Origin of the sequence: Arthrobacter sp. AL05, assembly GCF_029960715.1 — a bacterium.
Taxonomy (GTDB): Bacteria; Actinomycetota; Actinomycetes; order Actinomycetales; family Micrococcaceae; genus Arthrobacter.
Map to the genome: position 1 here is coordinate 1 of NZ_JASBRC010000025.1, position 17,233 is coordinate 17,233.

Genomic DNA, 17,233 nt, shown 5'->3' on the forward strand with positions numbered 1-17,233 from the left:
CCGACATGCTCGTCGGCATCGCCAAAATCACCGTCAACACCAAGTAACACCCACCCGAAAAACCTGCCGGATGCATGGTTCGGCGGGAAGTGCCATGGATCCTCACCAGGGGGTCCGTGGCACTTTTCCGTGGCCCCGGCGTTGCCAGTGGTGCATGTAAAACCCGTTGGTGGCCGAAGCGGTGTCAAACATGGGAAATGACAAACCCCCGGCGGTATCGGCCCAGACTTGGGCGTGGGCGGTCAAGGAAACCGCCCTTCCTCTGCTGGGGACCAGTTGGGGGGGTGGGCCGGGGGTTGTAGGGGGTGCCGATTCTTTTGTATGGGCAAGACTGCAGGAGTCAGCCTTTACGCGTACGAGACCTATTACAGGTAGGAGCGAGTTTCCTTGCCGCCGCGCGGACAAGCTAAGGGGCGCACCCTCAAAAAGGAGTACGCCCCTTCGCTTGGATCCGGTTCAGTCTTTCTTGAAGGCGTCTTTGACCTTCTCGCCGGCCTGCTTCAGATCGCCCTTGGCCTGGTCGGTCTGACCCTCAGCCTTCAGGCTGTCATCGCCTGTGGCTTCGCCGGCAGCTTCCTTGCCCTTGCCGCCGGCCTTCTCAGCGGCGTTTTGAATCTTGTCGCCCAGTCCCATCGTGGTTCCTCCTTTGTTGGTGACCGTTGATACGGCCGAACAAACATAGTAAGCATGCTTAAGAACATCGCACCAGTACCGGCCTACTGCGTGAGATCAGTGATCTGCGAGTCCCCGTTCTTCTGGACGGAATCGATGCCGCCCAGTGCCGCGGCCTTCGTTGTGTAGCTCTCGGACGAGGCACTGGTTTCGCCGTAGGCGGCCCCGAGCCGGAATCGGTAACCACCGGATCAGTCCTGGTAGACCGCATCTTTAACAGCCATCGGGTGGCCCTATCCGTCATATCGGGCCGGCCGGCCGGCCCAACCTCAGATTACCCGGCGACGCGCTTCCTGACCGGGAACCGAACGGTTCCGTCGCCGCAGTGAAGCCAAAGCAAGACCGGGTGTGCACTTGGCTGGAGCGCCCCAAAAAATGCGCTCCGACGGAACAAGTCGTTCGGTGCTCTCGCCGAAATAACCGGACAAGCCAGTTCCCTCAGGCCAGGAGGCCCGGTAGCAGGCTGCCATCCTCACCATGTCTTTCAGCGCCTCGGTGGTAACGGGCGGACCTCAGCTGAAACCAGCATCGACTTCTCAGCCCTGCCCGGAGCCTGGCCCTGTCCGGGCGGATATTTCCTGTCCGATGAGCTCGTTACGGGCGATCATTAAGCGCGGTCAGTAGCGGGTGGTGCCGCCGGCGGGGCCGGGACCGTTCCTTCTCGCGCGCCGGGCGCGCAAAACCCTCCCGATAAGGGCCGGAAGGAGAGCGAAAAGGATCTTTTTCATGGTGTTCCTGATCTATGAATTCCGTGGGGAAGCCGGGTCGGAAGGTCCCTGCTCGGCTAGGGCCGCACCTAGTGGGAGGCAGGGCCGGCTTGGCCGTCGGCGCACCGTCTGGGCGAAAGCAGCGGATCTGGGCTCGGGGCCGGCGTAGGCATTCTCTCCGGCGGGCCGGGTGCCGGGACGGACTGTGTCAGTCTGATCGGTCACTCCGACGGCCTGCGCGGCAGTCGTGGACGGGGGGACGGGCCGGTGGGCCCGCTGGCTGGGATGCCGGCGGGCCCACCGGGTGTGCGGCAGTCCTGGGCAGACCGCTTGGACCTCTCGGGGTCAGCGGTTAGCCGGGGTGTCGTCGCCGTCGGTGGTGATTTGTTCCTTGCGGACTTCCTCGGTGACGGTTTGCTCCTCGGTGACGGTTTTCGTGCCCATGCGGACGCGTTCGACCGGGACGGTTTCCTTTGTCACGACGGGGCGTTCCTCGTGGAGAATCACTTCGTGTTCTTCCTCGCTGAGCTCGGGTCCGGCGGTGGCTTCCCCGCGGTTCTCGTCCGTGATCGGGACGCGCTCCAGGACGACCTCTTCGCGGCTGACCGGGACCGTGGTGGTGACGTTCTCGGTCACGACGTGCTTACGAAGACGCATCCGCCCGGCTTCTACCTTCTCGGTTCCGACGTTCAGTCGTTCCTCGGAGCGGGTCATGGCATCGTCAGTGGTCGGCCCGGAGGTGTCGTGCCCGACGGTCTCACGGCCGGTGCTTTCCCGGCCGGATGCGGTGTCCGGGTCCGTCAGGTTGCGGGCCCTGTTGCCCGTGCTGCCGAGGTCGTAGTGGCGGTAGAGCTCGTCTTCCTCTTCCGGGGTGATGCTGCCGTCTGCTTCGACGCGGGGGGCATCCTTGACCTGGTCCTTGGTGTAGGGGACGTTCAGATCGTTTCCCTTGAGGGAGGCTTCGGCGAGGGGCACGAAGGTCTCGGAGGTCCCGAACATGCCCGTCTTTACCGTCGCGAAAGAGGGGTCCCCGCTCTGGTCATCGAGGTAGATCTGGCCGATGCTGCCGACTTTTTCTCCGTCGGAGGAGTAGACGGTGGTTTTTCCGGCGAGTAAGGTGTCAACTTCGTGGGTGCTGATCTTTTTTCTCCTGGCGATTGTGGCTTCAGGCAGGGCGCCTGACGCCGTTTCTTCGCTGGGTAAAACGATTTCCGGTTGATGTTGCCGGCCTCGCGGGCCTGCAGGTATGACGGGGTCCGGACCAGAATCGTCACTCCCATTTGATGTGATCTGCGCCACAGGTACCGGCGGCTATCAGGCCGGGTCGCCCTCGCGGATCAGTGCGGTGAGTTCCCGGTGCAGGGAGCCGGACCGGAAGCGGGCCGGCAGGAGGCTGTGTTCGACCTCCTGCGCGGCGCGAAGTACGTCCCGTCCGGGCTCGGTGATTCTCACCTGGTTGCTGCGCCGGTCCGTCGCGCTGCGGCACCGGGAGACATAGCCCGCGGCCTCCATCCGGGCGAGGACCCGGCCCAGCGTCTGGCTCTGGACCCGGATTAGCGCGGCCAGGGCTTCCTGGGTCACAGGTCCGGCCTGGGCCAGGCCTTGGAGCGCGAGAACCCCGGCGTGGTTCAGCCCGACACGGGCCAGGGAGTTATCCCACCGGCGCTCCACGGAGCGGGCTGCCATGGACAGCAGCTGATGGGTGGACCACCGGGGCCGCTCCGGAATCAGCGGGCTGTCTGGTCCTGGCGTGCGGGGTTCCGGGGTCCTGCCATTGGCTGCCACGGTGGATTTCCTTCGGTTGACTGCAGGCCGGGGGAGGAGAACTCTGCCCGTCCCGGTACGCCGGCCTGCAGGCCGGCGTACCGGGGGATAGGGGGCCGGGTTAGGAGCGGTGCGCTCCGGTGCCCTTTGATGTGTTGGACGGCAGGTGCTGCTGCGCGGCGTCCTTGATCTGCTGGGTTGCCGGGGGGGCGTTCTGGGTCTGGGCCTTGATCCGGGGGGCCTCTTCTTCGGCTTTGTTCAGGTACTGCTCCCAGCGGGCTGACATCGGCTTGATCAGACCGCCGCCGACACCGACCACCAGGATCCCGACGATGGCCGCGAGCACGGCGATCAGGATCGGGGTGGTCACGGTGGTGGCGATATCAACCTGGTTCAGGGCCGCGATGATACCGATGCCGAGGATGAAGATACTGGCGATGTTCGCCAGCGTCTTCCCGTAAGAGAGCCCGCCGAGGTATCCCTGGATGAGGGTCTTCACGGCCGCGGCGATCGCTGCGGAAATGATCACGATGATGATGGCCACCACGATGCGGGGCAGGAACGCGATGATCGAGGCGAGCAGCGTGGTGACCGGGTTGGGTCCGAAGACGCCGAACGCGAACTGGAGCACGAACAGCACCAGGGCGTAGTAAATGATTTTGGAGATGATGTCGCTGGCGTCGAGCGAGGAATTCGCCAGGGCCTTCTTGACACCGCCACGCTCCACAGCCCGGTCGAAACCGACCTTGTGCAGGAGCTTGGACAGGGCCTTGGAGATCGCCTTGGCAATCAGAAGCCCGACGATCAGGATGACCAGAAACAGGGCCAGTTTGGGAACGAGTCCACGACGGTGGCCAGACCGGCCATGAGTGTATCTTCCATTAATTTTCTTCAAAATTCAGGGTGCGGTGGTGTGCGAGCGGGAAGTAAAGTCTTCCGGGCAAACTAAGCACGGCCTTCCCCATAAAAGCAAGCATGCTTAGTAATGTGGCGCCAAGGAGGCGCTTTCCTCCGCCTGGTCCCGCCAACCCGCCAACCCGGCAACCCGCCAACGACCAAAGAGGGCCGGGCATCGGGCGGCTTTCCCGGGTGCCGACGCACGAACCGGGGGCGTACTGTGAAGGAAGTCACGGACCATGCCAACCTGTTGACATGGTCGGTGCGCAGCGGACCCCGCACCTCGCGGCACTATACCGCCCACCGGAAGGACATCCCATGAACGAAAACGACAAAAAACCTGCACCCGGTAGCGGTGGAACCGCCGCCGAAGCAGAGCGGAAGGCCCGCGGTGCAGGATCCGACGGAACCATTCCGGTATCAGATAAAGGGATCTCGCTGACAACGACTGACGACGGGTCCAATTTCAATCCGGAAGAAGACGCCCCGGCCGCACCAGGCCAGTCGACACCGGATAAGTAGGACGCCGTGTCCCGGGAATCCTCTCGCCCCGGGGAGGTCCCCTCGCTTCCAACCCGCGGTCCCGGCTTTTGGATCCCTGCAGTGGTTCTGCCTCTGCTGCTTCTGGGCGCCGCGGCTGCCACATTCGTCCTGGGCTCGGGTCCGGTCGCTCTCATTCTCGGCAGCGGCCTTGTGCTGGGCGCGGTATCGGCGCTGGCCTTCTACGCCTCAGGAGTTCGGCGCCGTCGACGGGAGCGGCACTGACCCCGGGCAACTGCCCGTACCGCCTGCCAGGATAGTGATGCAGATCACATATTTCCGGCGTGACGAATGCCGGGCGGGGTGCGTCTTATTTGCGTAGGCGTCTCCGTGGCGCCGCGACAATCTCGTATAGACACCTATTTCAGGAGTGATTTTTGTGAGCACACAGCCGCAGAGCAAAACCCCCGCAGACGTGCAGTCCGCTTCCGCGGCGGTGCCGGCCAAGGCTGGTAAGGACGGGCGTGGGGCCACCACGATCGCCGACGGCGTCGTGGCGAAAATCGCCGGTATCGCGACCAAGGACATCACCGGGGTCTACGCTCTCGGCGGCGGGGGCGCCCGCGTTTTGGGTTCCCTGCGCGAAGCCGTGGGCCAGAAGGACCTGACCCAGGGCGTCTCGGTTGAAGTCGGTCAGACTCAGGTAGCCGTCGACATCACCCTTGTCGTGGAGTATCCCCACCCGCTGCAGAAGGTCGCCGACGACGTCCGCGACGCCGTCTTCACCGCCGTCGAAGACCTGGTCGGCATGGAAGTCACCGAAGTCAACGTCACCGTCACCGATATCCACGTCGCCTCCGACGATGATGAGTCCGATGACGAGAAGCGCGCAGCGTCCACCCGCGAAGCGCGCGTCTCATGAGCCCCACGCTGTCCGGTATCGCGATCGGAGCGACCCTCGCCCTTACGGCCCTGGCTTTCGGGTTCTGGGGATTCCTCCTCGTGGCACTCTTTATGGCTCTCGGGGCGGTCCTGGGCCGCACCGCTGAAGGCCGGCTCGATCTGACCGGAGTGTTCGACGCCCTGCGCGGCAAGCGCTCCTCCTCGTGAGCGCCGGCACCATCGCCCGTCCCGACACCGCCCCCGCACCGCCCCCGGGCGCCCGCCGCGCCGGCCATACCAGAATCACTTCGGCAGCGCTGCACCACACCGTCGAAGCCATCACAGCGGCGGCCTTCGGGATCCCTGCCCGGGAAGTCAAGGCCCGTATCCATGATGATCACGGACACATGGCCGTCACCGTCGCGGTGGCGCTGGCCGTGCCGTCCCTGAACGAAGCGGCCCGAAACACCGGCATTGTTACGGCAACGGGCGGGACCCTTTATGAACGGGCCGGACGGGCACGCGCCGAGATCATCGACGACGCGATGGACATCGCCGGGGCAACGGTGGCACAGGTCGATATCCGCCTCACCGGCCTCCACCACGGAAAAAAGGAGGGCGCACTCCGATGAGCACCCCCCTGCACATCCGACGCATCGGCCGCCGCGAAATTCACCGGTCACGGGCGTTGGCATCAATCATTACCGCAGTCCTGCTGATCCTCCTGTTGCTCTGGCTGGGCACGGAAACCGTGCTGGCCCTGACCGGGAATTCACCGCTGCTGGCCTCACCGGACCAGGTCGGGCAATGGCTGGTGCACCTCGCGACCGCCACGATCCCGGCCGGACTCATCGCGGCCGGCCTGGGCCTGGTTCTGGCCGGCCTCTTCTACGTGCTGCTGGCCCTGCGGAGCGGGCACCGGTCCCGCCACATCCTGGCCAGCGACAGGGCTGCTGTCGTCGTCGACGACGATGTCATTGCCGCCGGCGTGTCCCGGCGTGCCCGCACCGCCTCGGGCCTGGCCCCCGAACAGGTCACCACCACGATCGGAAAACGCACTGTCGAGGTGCTGATCCACCCGAGTTCCGGAACCACAATCGATGCGGCGGCCGCAGAGGCGGCGGTCCGGGATGAAATTGAACGCTACGGGCTCTCCGCGCCACCACGGATCAAAGTTCGCACGAGCACGAAAGGAGCGTTGGGCATATGAGCGGGACTCATCGCGGCCTGAACAGGCTGCTGCTCGGACTCTTCGGGCTCCTCCTGACCGGCGCCGGCGTGCTGATCGGCGCCGCAGGCCTGTTCCCAGGCATCGCCGCACGCTGGGAAGCGGCGGGAACGTCCCTGCGGGAGGACGCGGCCACCGCCCTGTCCAGCGCACCCATTGCCGGTACATCCACCAGTTGGTGGACCGTCGGAGCTTTGGCCTTGGCGGTGATCGTCATGGTCCTGCTTCTCGCCTGGATCAGCTCCCAAGGCGGCGGACGCACCAACAGGGCCGGACGCCGCGAGGATCCGGCCAAGAACGGCACCACCACCGTGGGGACCCCACTGGTGGCAGCGGCCATCCGCGACGCCGTCAGCGGGGACGACCGGATTATCGCAGCCACGGTCACGACCTGGAAAGTCAAACGCGCCGACGGACTCAAACTCACCCTCCAGGCCCGCAAAGGTGTCTCCCCTAAAGACCTGGCGGTCCGCGGGGAAGAACTCATCAGTGGCCTCGATAACCTGCTCGGAGACCAGGGCCCGGTCCTGATCCGCATCACCGCCGGGCTGCGCTCCAGTCTCTCCGGCACCGACCGCGTCCGCTGACCACCGACGGGCCGCAGAGCATCAGCGCCGCCCAAAAGCCGAACAACAACAAACCACTCACCAAAGGACACCCCCATGGGCATCGATGACAAAGCAGAATACACCGCGCAAAATCACCTTGGCGCCGCCAAGGAAGACGCCGGCCACCTCATCGGCGACCGCGGACTCGAACGCGATGGCCAGAAGGACCAGGCCGCCGCAGGCATGAAAGAAGCCGGCGAGAAAGCCAAGGAGACCGCAGTCGACATCGGGGAAAACATTAAAAACGCCGCCCGCAAGCTCAAAGAGGGATTCAGTAAGTAGGCTGCGCACCACCGCTCTCCCGCCCGCGGCACCCATTCGCCGGGGCGGGAGACCTTGACCCACCGCCGCGAACGGCTCTCGAGGGCACCGGCTACTACCACCTAAGGGGAAATTTTGAGCGCAGCCACGGCCCGTAAGGATGCCCTCGCCGAGGCCAGCGATGGCCTGCTCGCCCGGAGGGCCGGCGACGGAGATATGGAAGCCTTCGAGGGCCTGGCACGAAGGTACGGCACGATGATGCGCGCCTACGCCCGCCGCGTTCTTGGCTCAACCACAGACGTTGACGACGTCGTTCAGGAGGCCCTGATCCAGGCCTGGAACCAGATTGACGGCCTCCGTGACGCGTCCGCCGTTCGTCCCTGGCTGCTGCGGATCACCGGCAATCGGGCTCTGGACGTGCTCCGCCGGCGCAAGCCCCACGCACCCATCGAACACTTTCCTGGCCTGCCCGACCCTGCCCCGGGACCGGAATCCTCGGCCGTTACAACATCCGGCACACGGGCTCTTGAAAATGCCCTGGCCGCTCTGCCGGAAGAACAACGCCGATGTTGGGTGTTGCGTGAGTTAGGCGGGCAGTCCTATGAAGACATTGCCGAAACGCTCAACATCAGCCAAGCTACCGTCCGCGGACGGCTGGCCAGAGCACGGACCACACTGGCCCGGGAAATGGAGGACTGGCGATGAACGACACGACCGACACCGGCTGCGGACGCACCATCGAAGACCTCAGCGACTACCTCGACAACGGCACCACCGATGATCTCGACCACATCAGCACCTGCCCACAGTGCCAAGCCGGGCTGGCCGGGCTGCGCAGGCTTCGGGAGATCACCAACGACCTTCTGGCCGAAGACCTAGCCGAGGCCGGCCGGGACGACTCGCCCTGGCTGGAGAGCATCCTCGCTAACCTGAACCTGGAGATGAAAGCCGGGCGCAGCATTCCGCTCGCACCTGAGCTTCCCGGAGATCTGCTCTTTCAGACCGAGGGAGCGCTCTGCGGCCTTGTACGGTCCGTCGGAGACACCATCGAAGGCATCATGATCGGTAAATGCCGCTTCACCGGAGACGTCAACGTCACGGGAACACCGATCGCCGTCGACGTGAACGTCTCGGCCCGTTACGGCTACCGGCTCCCCGAGCTCGCAGCCACCCTGCGCACCGCATTGGATGCCGCTCTGGCAACCCACTCCGAACTGAACATCACCGAACTGAACATCACCATCACCGAACTCCGGCCACCTTCTCCGTCCGGATCGAAAGGATAGGACAATGGCCGACACCGCCCGGCTCCGTGAACGCATCCTGTCCCTGGAGGGAGTACAAACCCTCTACCCGGTAGACCCCGCCTGGAAGAGTACGGCCCGCCTGATCCGGGCCGCACTGGACCCGGACGCCGGTGACCCGGACCCGGAGTACGTGCGCTTCAGCACCGAAGGGACATCAACGACCGTCAGCGTCCGGGTCGGAGCCGACGGCACGGTCCCGGCCGCCGACCTCGCCCGCACCATCGCCGCAACTCTGCGCACCAGCCTCGACGAGGACCTGTCAGGACACGACGTGAAAGTCACAGTCGAGGTCAGCTCCATCCGCCACCGCCCGGAGCCGCTCCGGACGGGACCGACACCGTGATCGGCCAGCCGGTGTCGGTCCCCTCCGGAACCGGGAGCACCCCGCAGCCCACCCCAGCAGCACACACAGCACTCCATGACACCACAGTGCACGGGGCAACACTCCAGCCCGCAGCCGGGACCACCTCACTCCGGGTCCGCTCCGCCGACGAACAGTCATGGGAACGATCCATGGACCACGACCTCGACGCAATTATCAGCCTCGACGCCCCAACGGACACCGTCCACGTCGACATTGACGGCAGCCTCACCAGAGTCTCCCGGGAGGCCCTGATCGGCATTACCGGCAGAATCCGGCAGATGAGGGCCGCTTCACACATCCAGGTCCACCTGGGCCGCGCCGCGTTCGTGGAGTCAGCGGCTCTTGCCGGGCTGCGCACGGACCTGGAAGCTGCAGACCACGGCCCCGGGGACCGGCCTGTGCCGGGCCGCGGCGTTTCTCTCGAAATACGCCCCCGCGAAAGCACCGGGTCGCTGACTTCTCGGTTCGCGGCCACCCTGAGCAACTTCACTGACGAGGACCTGCTGACGGCCAGTGACTTTATCTTCGCCTGGCTCGACGACGAAAATGGATGCCCCGGCACCAACATCCAGGAGATGCTCGCCCTGTACGTGTTGGTCGGCAAGGAGATGTCGGACCGGACCGGCTGGACCTCCCCGGGCACGCCCCACGGGAAGGCACCAGCACCGGTAGGAGCGTTCGAAACCAGTGCACACCACGGCGGCTACTAACGGCAAGGGGCACCCGAATACCGGTTGCCGGGTGGCAACGGGCGGAGGAGTGCTGATCTTGCATCAGATGCAATAATCACGGCACAGCTTGACGTAAACACGGCTATTGGCTTCCCACGTTCGGAGTGATCGAATTTGCCAGAGTAGCGCCCCCTGCGACCGCGTTCCCAGCGAACATCAAGGTTCGGCCAGTCATAATGAGGCGAAGCTCCGGTCAACCGCTATTTGACCGGAGCTTCGCCAACGAGGCCGGGCACCGATCCCGGGGAAGCCTCCGCGGGCTCGCCACGGGGGGTGTCCCTATGCTTTTAGTCAAGCTGCCTGAGGAGTTTTTTCCAGGTAGAAGGTTCCGTTTTTGAGCATGACGAAGATGACGTCGCAGCGGCGCCGGGCGAGGCAGATGATGGCGGCGTTATGTTTCTTCCCTTCGGCGCGTTTCCGCTCGTAGTAGGCCTTGGAGAGCGGGTCATGGCACGAGGCTATCCAGGCGGACCTGAAGAGCGCATTCTTGAGTTCTTTGTTGCCGAAGCGCAAAGGGAATTCCCCCCGGATGGAGGTCCCGGAGCGGCGGGTGACCGGTGCGATGCCGGCATAGGCGGCGAGATGACCGGAGGTTTTGAAGCGGCCCGCGTCGCCGATGGTCAGGAGTATCGTCGCTGCGGTCTTGATGCCGACTCCCGGCACGGACATCAAGACCCGCGTAAGAGGGAAGTCGTCCGGGAGCTTTTCGACTTCGTCGGCCACGATGGTCCGCTGGTGTTTGAGTTCCTTGATCTGGGCGGCGACGCGCGGGATGACGAGTTCAACGGCTTCGGTTCCGGCGACGGTTACCGTCTGCTCGCCCAGGGCGGCGAACACTGCGTCGATGAGCGCGGTCGGGTCTTTGCGGCTGTGGTTGCGGGCCCAGCGCAGATAGGCGCGGATCATAGAACAGTAAGTCACCAGTATGCCCTGAGACTTCCGTACTGTGGGTTCCGGCTGCACATTGGGGGTACATGTCATCTACCAGACCGCCGGCAGAAGCGTCTTGGAGTATGTGAAAACCGATTGGACTGTCACGAACCAGGCGGCTGCTTCAGCCTTACTTGGTTCACCGACATCCCGGTCCCCGCCGGACACGACTACGGTACGTGCCGCTAGAGCCGCCGGTCTGACCAGGCACTCCCTCCCTTCTCCGCGGTGCCAGGTCTTTACGGTTCCCTGCTTTAACGTTCATAAGTGGCACGGATGACAGCCACCTCTGTCGCACTGCCAGCAGTCCAGTCCGTGCTGTGGCGGCGGCTAGTGGCGCCGCCGGGGTTCCGTTGTTTCGTGTGGCTCGGTTAGTCCGCGATCAGCGTCTGAAGGGGCGCCGCCCGGTCATGCTGCGGTCCGTCGATCGGATCATGACTAGTTTGAAGGGAAGGTGACGTCGTGATGGAGAGTCTGGAGGCTGGGCATGCCGTGTTGCATGCCCAAGACTCGGCAACGGGCGCGGGCGGGACCCGGTTGCAGCCGCGGTTGAACTCTCCAGCAGGATCAACTCTTTTCTGGGCAACGAAGTGCCGCACCCTGTCGATGCGGGGTGCGGCAGTTTGGGGGAGGCCTGTGGTGGGGAGATCTGGGGGTGTGGACAGTGTCCACACTTTGGGTCGCGGACTGGGCCGTACCGGTGCCGGACTGGGCCGGATAGCGGATGTTTCGGCGGGAGGCCAGTGTTTGCAAGGGCTGGAACCCGGTTCGAGTCCCACCTCGGGCACAGTGTTTCCTCAGGTCAGAGGCTTTTTTGGTGTTTTTTCGTGTGGACAGTGTCCACACTCTTGCCTCTGATCTGATGTTCCGGGTGTGTGGGTTCCCGGAAACGTCCTATTCGGTTGTGGGGGGGGACCGGCTGACTACGGCGGACCGGGTACCGCCCTGCGGGGTCTCTTCGGGGTGTTCATCATCGTTCGTCCTTCCGTTGGGTTTTCGCGTTCACTACTTCATGGTGGCCAGGGCCGCGTACGACATGATTTGCTGATTATTCTTTAGATCGACCTTGGGTTTGCGGCCGGTCCGGGTCTTCCGCTCTGACACCAGTTCATGCAGGACTGCGGGGGGAACAGCATGACAAGGCAACCGATCAGGAGCTGATCATGAGCTCGCTGAGCCTGGCCAGGCAGCAGGCGGGCCAGCCTCGGGGCGAGTTGCAGGAACCGGTGGACCCTGCTGCCATGGTCCTCCCACCAGTTCACCCGCCACCGGAGCCATCATTGTCCCCGTCATCGCCGCATCCGGCTTCTGGGTATCCGGCGTCGCTGTCCTCGCCGTTTTGGGGGTGGGAGCCGGCCCCCGAATCCAAAGCCAGCACCCCCGATGATCTCTGCCTCCTCCGTCGTTAACGCATGCTGGGCAGGCAGCGCGGCGACGACCCAGACCGGATCTTGATCGATCACCTGTGCGATCGGGGCGGTCGTTCGTGGATACTCGGGCATATCAGATCAGGAGTCCCGCCGTGGTGTTGAACCTACCGTTTAGCCCAAGAAACCGCCCCAGACGGCGAGGTGGGTTTTGCCGGTGCCGTGAGGTCCGAGAAGGACCACGTTTTTGGCCTCGAAGAGGAACACCCCGGTGCCCAGGTAGGCGATAAGCTTCCGGTCCGCGGAGGGCTGGTGGTCGAAGTTGAACTCCTCGAGGTCCTTGTGCGCGGGGAACCTCGCGGCCTTGATCCGAGTCGCCGCTCCGGAGGCTTCGCATTCGGAGACTTCACGGGAGAGGACAGCTGCCAGGTACTCCTCATGGGACCAGCCGGCGTCCCGGGCCGGGTCTCCGAGACGACGCAACCCATCGCTCATTCGGGGTGGGCGCAGGGCCCCGGGCGTAGTACTTGATCTATGAGCGGAAGTCCCGTATTCCGCCCGGATCGCGGCGACCTTCGCCCTGAACAGCGACGCGGAACCAGACCAACCCACCCGCTCCGCGAGCGTCGCAGCCGGCATCGTCGGCGTCTTCACTAACAGCTCCCGCACCCTGGAGGCAAACGCGTCAAAACTCGACACTCCTGCCGCCCGCCGGTACTTCGGCGCCCGGTCCGACTCCAGCGCCCGCTCCACCGTTCCGCGGGACCCCCCACGCTCCTGCCGATCTCACGCTTCGAGTGCTTACCCGCTGAAGACAGATGGCGTATCTCCGCCCAATCATCCAAATTGATCACCTTCCATAATGGTCGGTGGCCTTGTTTTCAGTTGGCATTTCTGGCCCTATTTTCGGTTGGCGTTAACATCCTCGGCATAATCCGAGGGAAGTATCAGGCCGGTAAGTTCGGCGCCGTCCCGGGTCCGGGCCCAGATACCCATTTCCAAAGCGTCCAGTGCCAGATCGGTGTAGAGGCTGATGGCCACCTGCCAGCCGACGACTCTGTGGGAGAAGACGTCGATGACGAACGCCGCGTAGACCCGGCCGGCGAACGTGCGGACATACGTGATGTCTGCGACCCACAGCCGGTTCGGCGCTGTCGCTTGGAACCGGCGTTCGACCAGGTCCGCGGGCCTGCCGGTCTCCGGTGCCGGCTTCGTGGTGCGCGGGCCCCTTGGACCGCGAGATCCCGCGCAGGCCCTTCTGGCGCATCAGCCGCTCGGCGGTGCAGCGCGCCGCTGGGATGTCCTGCCGGTGCAGCTCCTTGTGGATCTTCCGGACTCCGTAGACATCGTAGTTCTGAGCGTGGACGCGCTCGATCTTTCCCCTCAGTTCCCGGTCGCTGACTGCTCTGGCGGACTCCGGCCGGGAACGGCGGGCGTAGTACGTGCTCGGGGCGATCTGCAGCGCCTTGCAGATCGGCAGCCGTGAACCTGGGGCTGCTGCTTGAGGGGCAGGATGATCCGGCCGGTGCCCGGAACGCCTACCAGATTGCCATCGACAGCGGCGATGAGGATGTCGCTCCCTTTGCGGAGCTCCTTTTGGGAGAGTATTGCACGGACGGGGATCTGCAGGCTCGACTTGACCACCGCAAGCGTGCAGCAGCCTCGGGCAACCCCGAAGTGCTCATGAGCATCGCCGAGCTATATCTCGCAGGCGGAGCCGTTCCGCTAGCCCGGCAATTGCTCCTGAAAGCTGTCAAAGCAGGCAGTACCATTGCCGCTGACTGCCTGCTGCTGTTCCCTCAAGACGCCGCCGACGCCGTCGATGAACGCGCTTCGCGCCGTCGCGGCCTCCGCTGATGCTGGCAACACGGACAGCATGAACATGCTCGGTCTGCATGCTAGGGAGGGCGGAGATCTCGATCACGCCCGGGTATGGTGGACCAGATCTGCCGCGCAAAACGATATGATCGCTCCACTGCTGCTTTCGCCCGGGTCCCGGGCAGAAGGGACGCGTGGAGAGGCAGATGCTCCGGTAACGCCCGCAACCACAGACTTCGATTGATCCGTGGGCTAGCGGGTCCCTATCGAGGTCCGAGGTTCTGATCTTTGAAGTAGAGGTGGGCTGCCAGACGACGTCCCGCAAGACCGTTCGATGGATAGTCCGGTGAAGGGGCCTGCACGTAACACTTTGGGGCGGCACCCAGAAGTGTCCCACGTAGCCCGCGACGAACGGTGCGTTGCCAGGCGCGGTTACCCAGGCCGCCGGTGCCCGGAAGCGTACGCGCCGTGCAAGGTGGGAACCACACAACAACCCCGGTGGGCTTTACCCTCAAAAGTTGCACTCGTGGCGCTCATCTCCGTTGGTCACGCAATGATGCTCACGAAGTGGCTGAATTCGAAGAATGCTTCTTCCGGGGCCCCACCCATCAGGACATATACGATATCCGAAATAGCTCGATCATCTAGGTCGCGGTTGCGCCGTTACTTATAGGCTCGGGCCGTTCTTACCTCGTTCAGTCCCTACTGGCCATTGACACCTGCTGCTGTTGCCATCGTGCGGGACTCTCTGGCGTTCACGGCACCGTTGCCCGTGGTGACGGCTGCGCTGGGGTGGGTGCCTTCGCTGCGGGCTGCTGCGAGGCGGCCGCGGATCTGGTTTCCCTTTTCCTTTAAGAACGTTCATTCCCGGTTTAGACCGCCGTCGGTGCCTCGATCATCTTCGGTGGATCAAGGCTAAGCTCCCGCGCGGATCCAGCCCTGGAAATCGAAGGGCGGACCGTCCATGGTTTGCTGGTTGACGTAGAGGAAGCCGTCCGTCCCAATGCCCAGCATCGCCAACACGTTGTTGGCCTGAAGCACGACTGCGGGTACACCCATCAGGGAGCAGGGCAGCTCGGTCCAGAGTCCGGCAAAGGTGCCGTCATCTTCCTGCAGGTCGAAGTACTCCGTGCTCGGATCTGCGCGGGTGGCCAGAACCAGGCGGCCGTCCGGTGCCGGCCTCGTCAGCACCGTGGTCTGCCCCTGCCCCGCCGGACCGCCCAGGTCCGACACGATGGGATCCCAGCCGCCATTCACGGCGGCCTGGAGCGACGCCAGCACGTGGCCGTCCTGTGGATTTCTGTAGAACACCCGCAACAGGGAGTCACGCCCCTTTGCTGCCTGCGGGGCCCCCGCGGCGGCCCTCGAGGGAAACGCCGGGTCATGCTCCAGCGGCCCGTTCGCGACGGGCTGGAACCAGTGCTCCACGCCGTCGCCGTTGCTGGCAAATAACTCGATGCGGCCGTCGGCTGTCACAACGGCCGCGGCGGGCTCGTTGATCAGGTCCGTTCCGCCGTCGACGTCCTGCCAGTCGGAAAAGTTGAGGTTGGGCCCATTTTGGGCAATGGTGCTCATTCCGCCACTGGGATTGCGCGCGAAAACCTGCATCCTGCCGTCCCGGTTGCTGGCGACGGTGGGGGTGCCTGTGGCCGCCGATCCGGTGCCGTCGGGGCTGCCCAAGTTGACCCAGTCGGAGAATGCGAGGTCGGGTCCGGTCTGGAACGCCGTGGTGATGTCTCCGGTGTCGATCCGGAATGCAAACACCTCAAGCCGGCCGTCGGCATTGTGCCCCACTGCCAGGTGCGGAGCGACGGGACCACCCCCAAGTTCTTTGGGCCCTTCCCACAGACAACTGATCGGGTCCTGGTGCCACGCCATGACCTGACTGTCCAGGACGGCGAACGCGCGAGGCGTGCCCAGCCCGTCGCGGGCCGCCCACACGCTTCCGGAGGGCCACCGGTAGTACCTCGACGAGGTCCAGCCGAGGTCATGGGCTTGCGGGTCCGATGCCGCGTATGTTGCGAAGATGGAGGCCTTCTCTGCGGATCGCTGCCCGGTCAGGTTGGGCTGCGAACCGGCGATACTGTAGCAGCGGTAGTTGACCAGCGCCGCGTGCTGGCAACTGTCCGGGCCGTGGTAGTCGGCCACCGCCTCGGCCACGAACTGTGCCGTTGCTATGTGGTCCCGGTGATCGTCGGCGGCCCGCGGGTCCGGGCACGGATCCTGCGCCCGGATGATGGTGGGCTGGAAAATCTCCATGAGGGACGTCAGAGTACTGATGAGTTCCGCCCGAGTATACGTCAGGCTGTTGGCGACCGGTCCCCCCGTGGGCACGATCGTTGGTTGTGAAGCGGACTCCCCGCGGAACAACTTCCCCAAGGCGTCCAGATGATTGGCGTCTCCTCCGTCGGGAAGGCACAGGAAGACCAGCTGGACCAGGCCGGGCGCATCGGCGAGCGTGTCGATCTCAATCGGACGGCCATCGACGTCCATGCTGGACCGGTCCCAGTGGTCCGGGACTCCGGCCATGAGCGCATAGGCGGCTCGTTCACCGTTCTGGCGGTCTGCCGCGTATTCCTCCCTCGTGCGGTTCGCCAGCCCATCGAACTCGCCAGCGGTAAGGAACGCGGTGCAGTGCGGCAGCCCGGAGGCGATCCAGTCGCTGATATCAGGGTTCTGGAACAGCAGGTCGTCGTCCTCATGGGCAACGAAGCTCAGAGAACTCGCCAGGACTGTGGGCACAGGGCCGCGTAGCGCCCGAAGTCCTGCAGCGGTAGCGGTCCGGACAGGGCGTATGTGCCTGCGTGCTGCGCGGAACGCAAGCAGGTTGTACTGGGCGGCGACATCCCTGGCGGCATCGCGAGACCGCCTCACGTCACGCAGGGGCTCCCGGGCGTCCGCCGCGTCCAGGACACGCGAGCCATCCTCGCGTCCGGAAACTGCCTCGACCCCGATGCGCGACATCATGCACTTACCGAGGGGCGCTGCGGTGCGAAGACTTGTCCGGGTTGACCGGTGAATCGATTCCGTGCCATTACCAAACCTCCAGGTCCTTTGCCGACTGTCAGCGATGGTCGAAAATTGAGCCATGTCGCGGGCGGAAAAGTGAGCCACGTTGATGTTGGTTATTCTGCCTGATTTTCCGGTCTTGTCGAGGGCAGGGAGTCTGTCTGTGCATGTTTGAGTCGGTAGCTGGAGCCTTTGAGGGTGATGACTA

The 17,233-nt window shown here is 64.5% G+C and carries 20 protein-coding genes and 1 pseudogene; 13 read left to right on the plus strand and 8 right to left on the minus strand.

Translation table 11 applies throughout. The annotated features are described in order from the left end of the window. Positions 1 to 456: 456 nt before the first annotated feature. The 4 genes from QK287_RS17455 to QK287_RS17470 all read right to left on the minus strand — a co-directional run bounded on the left by QK287_RS17455 (position 457) and on the right by QK287_RS17470 (position 4,038). Positions 457 to 633: a CsbD family protein gene (locus QK287_RS17455; RefSeq protein WP_282360972.1), complete on the minus strand. Its 177-nt coding sequence runs from the start codon at positions 631 to 633 to the stop codon at positions 457 to 459. Positions 634 to 1,724: 1,091 nt separating this feature from the next. Further along, a complete protein-coding gene (locus tag QK287_RS17460) occupies positions 1,725 to 2,519 on the minus strand; it encodes a PRC and DUF2382 domain-containing protein (RefSeq protein WP_282360989.1) in 795 nt (264 codons plus the stop codon). Between the two features lie 174 nt (positions 2,520 to 2,693). Then, a complete protein-coding gene (locus QK287_RS17465) occupies positions 2,694 to 3,164 on the minus strand; it encodes a MarR family transcriptional regulator (RefSeq protein WP_282360973.1) in 471 nt (156 codons plus the stop codon). Between the two features lie 100 nt (positions 3,165 to 3,264). Then, positions 3,265 to 4,038, minus strand: a complete 774-nt coding sequence (locus tag QK287_RS17470; protein WP_282360975.1) for a hypothetical protein — start codon at positions 4,036 to 4,038, stop codon at positions 3,265 to 3,267. A gap of 320 nt (positions 4,039 to 4,358) precedes the next feature. Between QK287_RS17470 and QK287_RS17475 the strand changes: the two genes are divergently transcribed. The 12 genes from QK287_RS17475 to QK287_RS17530 all read left to right on the plus strand — a co-directional run bounded on the left by QK287_RS17475 (position 4,359) and on the right by QK287_RS17530 (position 9,880). Continuing rightward, positions 4,359 to 4,562: a hypothetical protein gene (locus tag QK287_RS17475; protein WP_282360976.1), complete on the plus strand. Its 204-nt coding sequence runs from the start codon at positions 4,359 to 4,361 to the stop codon at positions 4,560 to 4,562. A gap of 81 nt (positions 4,563 to 4,643) precedes the next feature. After that, complete coding sequence (locus QK287_RS17480; protein ID WP_282360977.1) at positions 4,644 to 4,805, plus strand: hypothetical protein; 162 nt, start codon at positions 4,644 to 4,646, stop codon at positions 4,803 to 4,805. A 190-nt stretch (positions 4,806 to 4,995) separates the two neighbouring features. Continuing rightward, on the plus strand, positions 4,996 to 5,442 hold the full coding sequence (locus tag QK287_RS17485) for an Asp23/Gls24 family envelope stress response protein (protein ID WP_282360990.1): 447 nt from the start codon (positions 4,996 to 4,998) through the stop codon (positions 5,440 to 5,442). After that, complete coding sequence (locus QK287_RS17490) at positions 5,439 to 5,630, plus strand: DUF2273 domain-containing protein (RefSeq protein WP_282360978.1); 192 nt, start codon at positions 5,439 to 5,441, stop codon at positions 5,628 to 5,630. Before QK287_RS17485 ends, QK287_RS17490 begins: the two co-directional genes overlap by 4 nt. After that, positions 5,627 to 6,034 (plus strand): hypothetical protein, encoded by a 408-nt coding sequence (locus QK287_RS17495; protein ID WP_282360979.1) that lies wholly within the window; start codon positions 5,627 to 5,629, stop codon positions 6,032 to 6,034. The genes QK287_RS17490 and QK287_RS17495 overlap by 4 nt, the downstream gene beginning before the upstream one ends. Continuing rightward, a complete protein-coding gene (locus QK287_RS17500; RefSeq protein WP_282360980.1) occupies positions 6,031 to 6,612 on the plus strand; it encodes a DUF6286 domain-containing protein in 582 nt (193 codons plus the stop codon). The genes QK287_RS17495 and QK287_RS17500 overlap by 4 nt, the downstream gene beginning before the upstream one ends. After that, positions 6,609 to 7,217 (plus strand): hypothetical protein, encoded by a 609-nt coding sequence (locus tag QK287_RS17505; RefSeq protein ID WP_282360981.1) that lies wholly within the window; start codon positions 6,609 to 6,611, stop codon positions 7,215 to 7,217. Before QK287_RS17500 ends, QK287_RS17505 begins: the two co-directional genes overlap by 4 nt. A 75-nt stretch (positions 7,218 to 7,292) precedes the next feature. Next, positions 7,293 to 7,520: a CsbD family protein gene (locus QK287_RS17510; RefSeq protein ID WP_282360982.1), complete on the plus strand. Its 228-nt coding sequence runs from the start codon at positions 7,293 to 7,295 to the stop codon at positions 7,518 to 7,520. A 114-nt stretch (positions 7,521 to 7,634) separates the two neighbouring features. After that, entirely contained in the window at positions 7,635 to 8,204 is a 570-nt protein-coding gene (locus QK287_RS17515) for an RNA polymerase sigma factor (RefSeq protein ID WP_282360983.1), read from the plus strand. Next, the gene (locus QK287_RS17520) at positions 8,201 to 8,785 is read left to right on the plus strand and encodes an Asp23/Gls24 family envelope stress response protein (RefSeq protein ID WP_282360984.1); all 585 of its coding nucleotides are present in this window, start codon (positions 8,201 to 8,203) and stop codon (positions 8,783 to 8,785) included. Before QK287_RS17515 ends, QK287_RS17520 begins: the two co-directional genes overlap by 4 nt. A gap of 4 nt (positions 8,786 to 8,789) precedes the next feature. Next, positions 8,790 to 9,149 carry a hypothetical protein gene (locus QK287_RS17525; RefSeq protein ID WP_282360985.1) on the plus strand — a complete coding sequence of 120 codons (360 nt, stop codon included), beginning with the start codon at positions 8,790 to 8,792 and terminating at the stop codon, positions 9,147 to 9,149. Then, positions 9,146 to 9,880 carry a hypothetical protein gene (locus tag QK287_RS17530; protein ID WP_282360986.1) on the plus strand — a complete coding sequence of 245 codons (735 nt, stop codon included), beginning with the start codon at positions 9,146 to 9,148 and terminating at the stop codon, positions 9,878 to 9,880. The genes QK287_RS17525 and QK287_RS17530 overlap by 4 nt, the downstream gene beginning before the upstream one ends. Before the next feature lie 312 nt (positions 9,881 to 10,192). Here the strand turns inward: QK287_RS17530 and QK287_RS17535 are convergent. The 3 genes and pseudogenes from QK287_RS17535 to QK287_RS17545 form a co-directional block, all read right to left on the minus strand. Then, positions 10,193 to 10,738, minus strand: a pseudogene (locus QK287_RS17535) (transposase); the annotation flags it as partial. 1,634 nt (positions 10,739 to 12,372) lie between these two features. Continuing rightward, on the minus strand, positions 12,373 to 12,693 hold the full coding sequence (locus tag QK287_RS17540) for an ATP-binding protein (RefSeq protein ID WP_282360987.1): 321 nt from the start codon (positions 12,691 to 12,693) through the stop codon (positions 12,373 to 12,375). Positions 12,694 to 13,098: 405 nt separating this feature from the next. Then, on the minus strand, positions 13,099 to 13,377 hold the full coding sequence (locus QK287_RS17545) for a DDE-type integrase/transposase/recombinase (RefSeq protein WP_226776169.1): 279 nt from the start codon (positions 13,375 to 13,377) through the stop codon (positions 13,099 to 13,101). Positions 13,378 to 13,680: 303 nt separating this feature from the next. Here QK287_RS17545 and QK287_RS17550 point away from each other — a divergent pair, with 303 nt between their 5' ends. After that, positions 13,681 to 14,055, plus strand: coding sequence for a hypothetical protein (locus tag QK287_RS17550; protein ID WP_226776165.1), 375 nt, complete (start codon positions 13,681 to 13,683; stop codon positions 14,053 to 14,055). Positions 14,056 to 14,931: 876 nt separating this feature from the next. Here QK287_RS17550 and QK287_RS17555 read toward each other — a convergent pair. Beyond that, positions 14,932 to 16,983: a PIG-L family deacetylase gene (locus tag QK287_RS17555; protein ID WP_282360988.1), complete on the minus strand. Its 2,052-nt coding sequence runs from the start codon at positions 16,981 to 16,983 to the stop codon at positions 14,932 to 14,934. Positions 16,984 to 17,233: the final 250 nt, after the last annotated feature.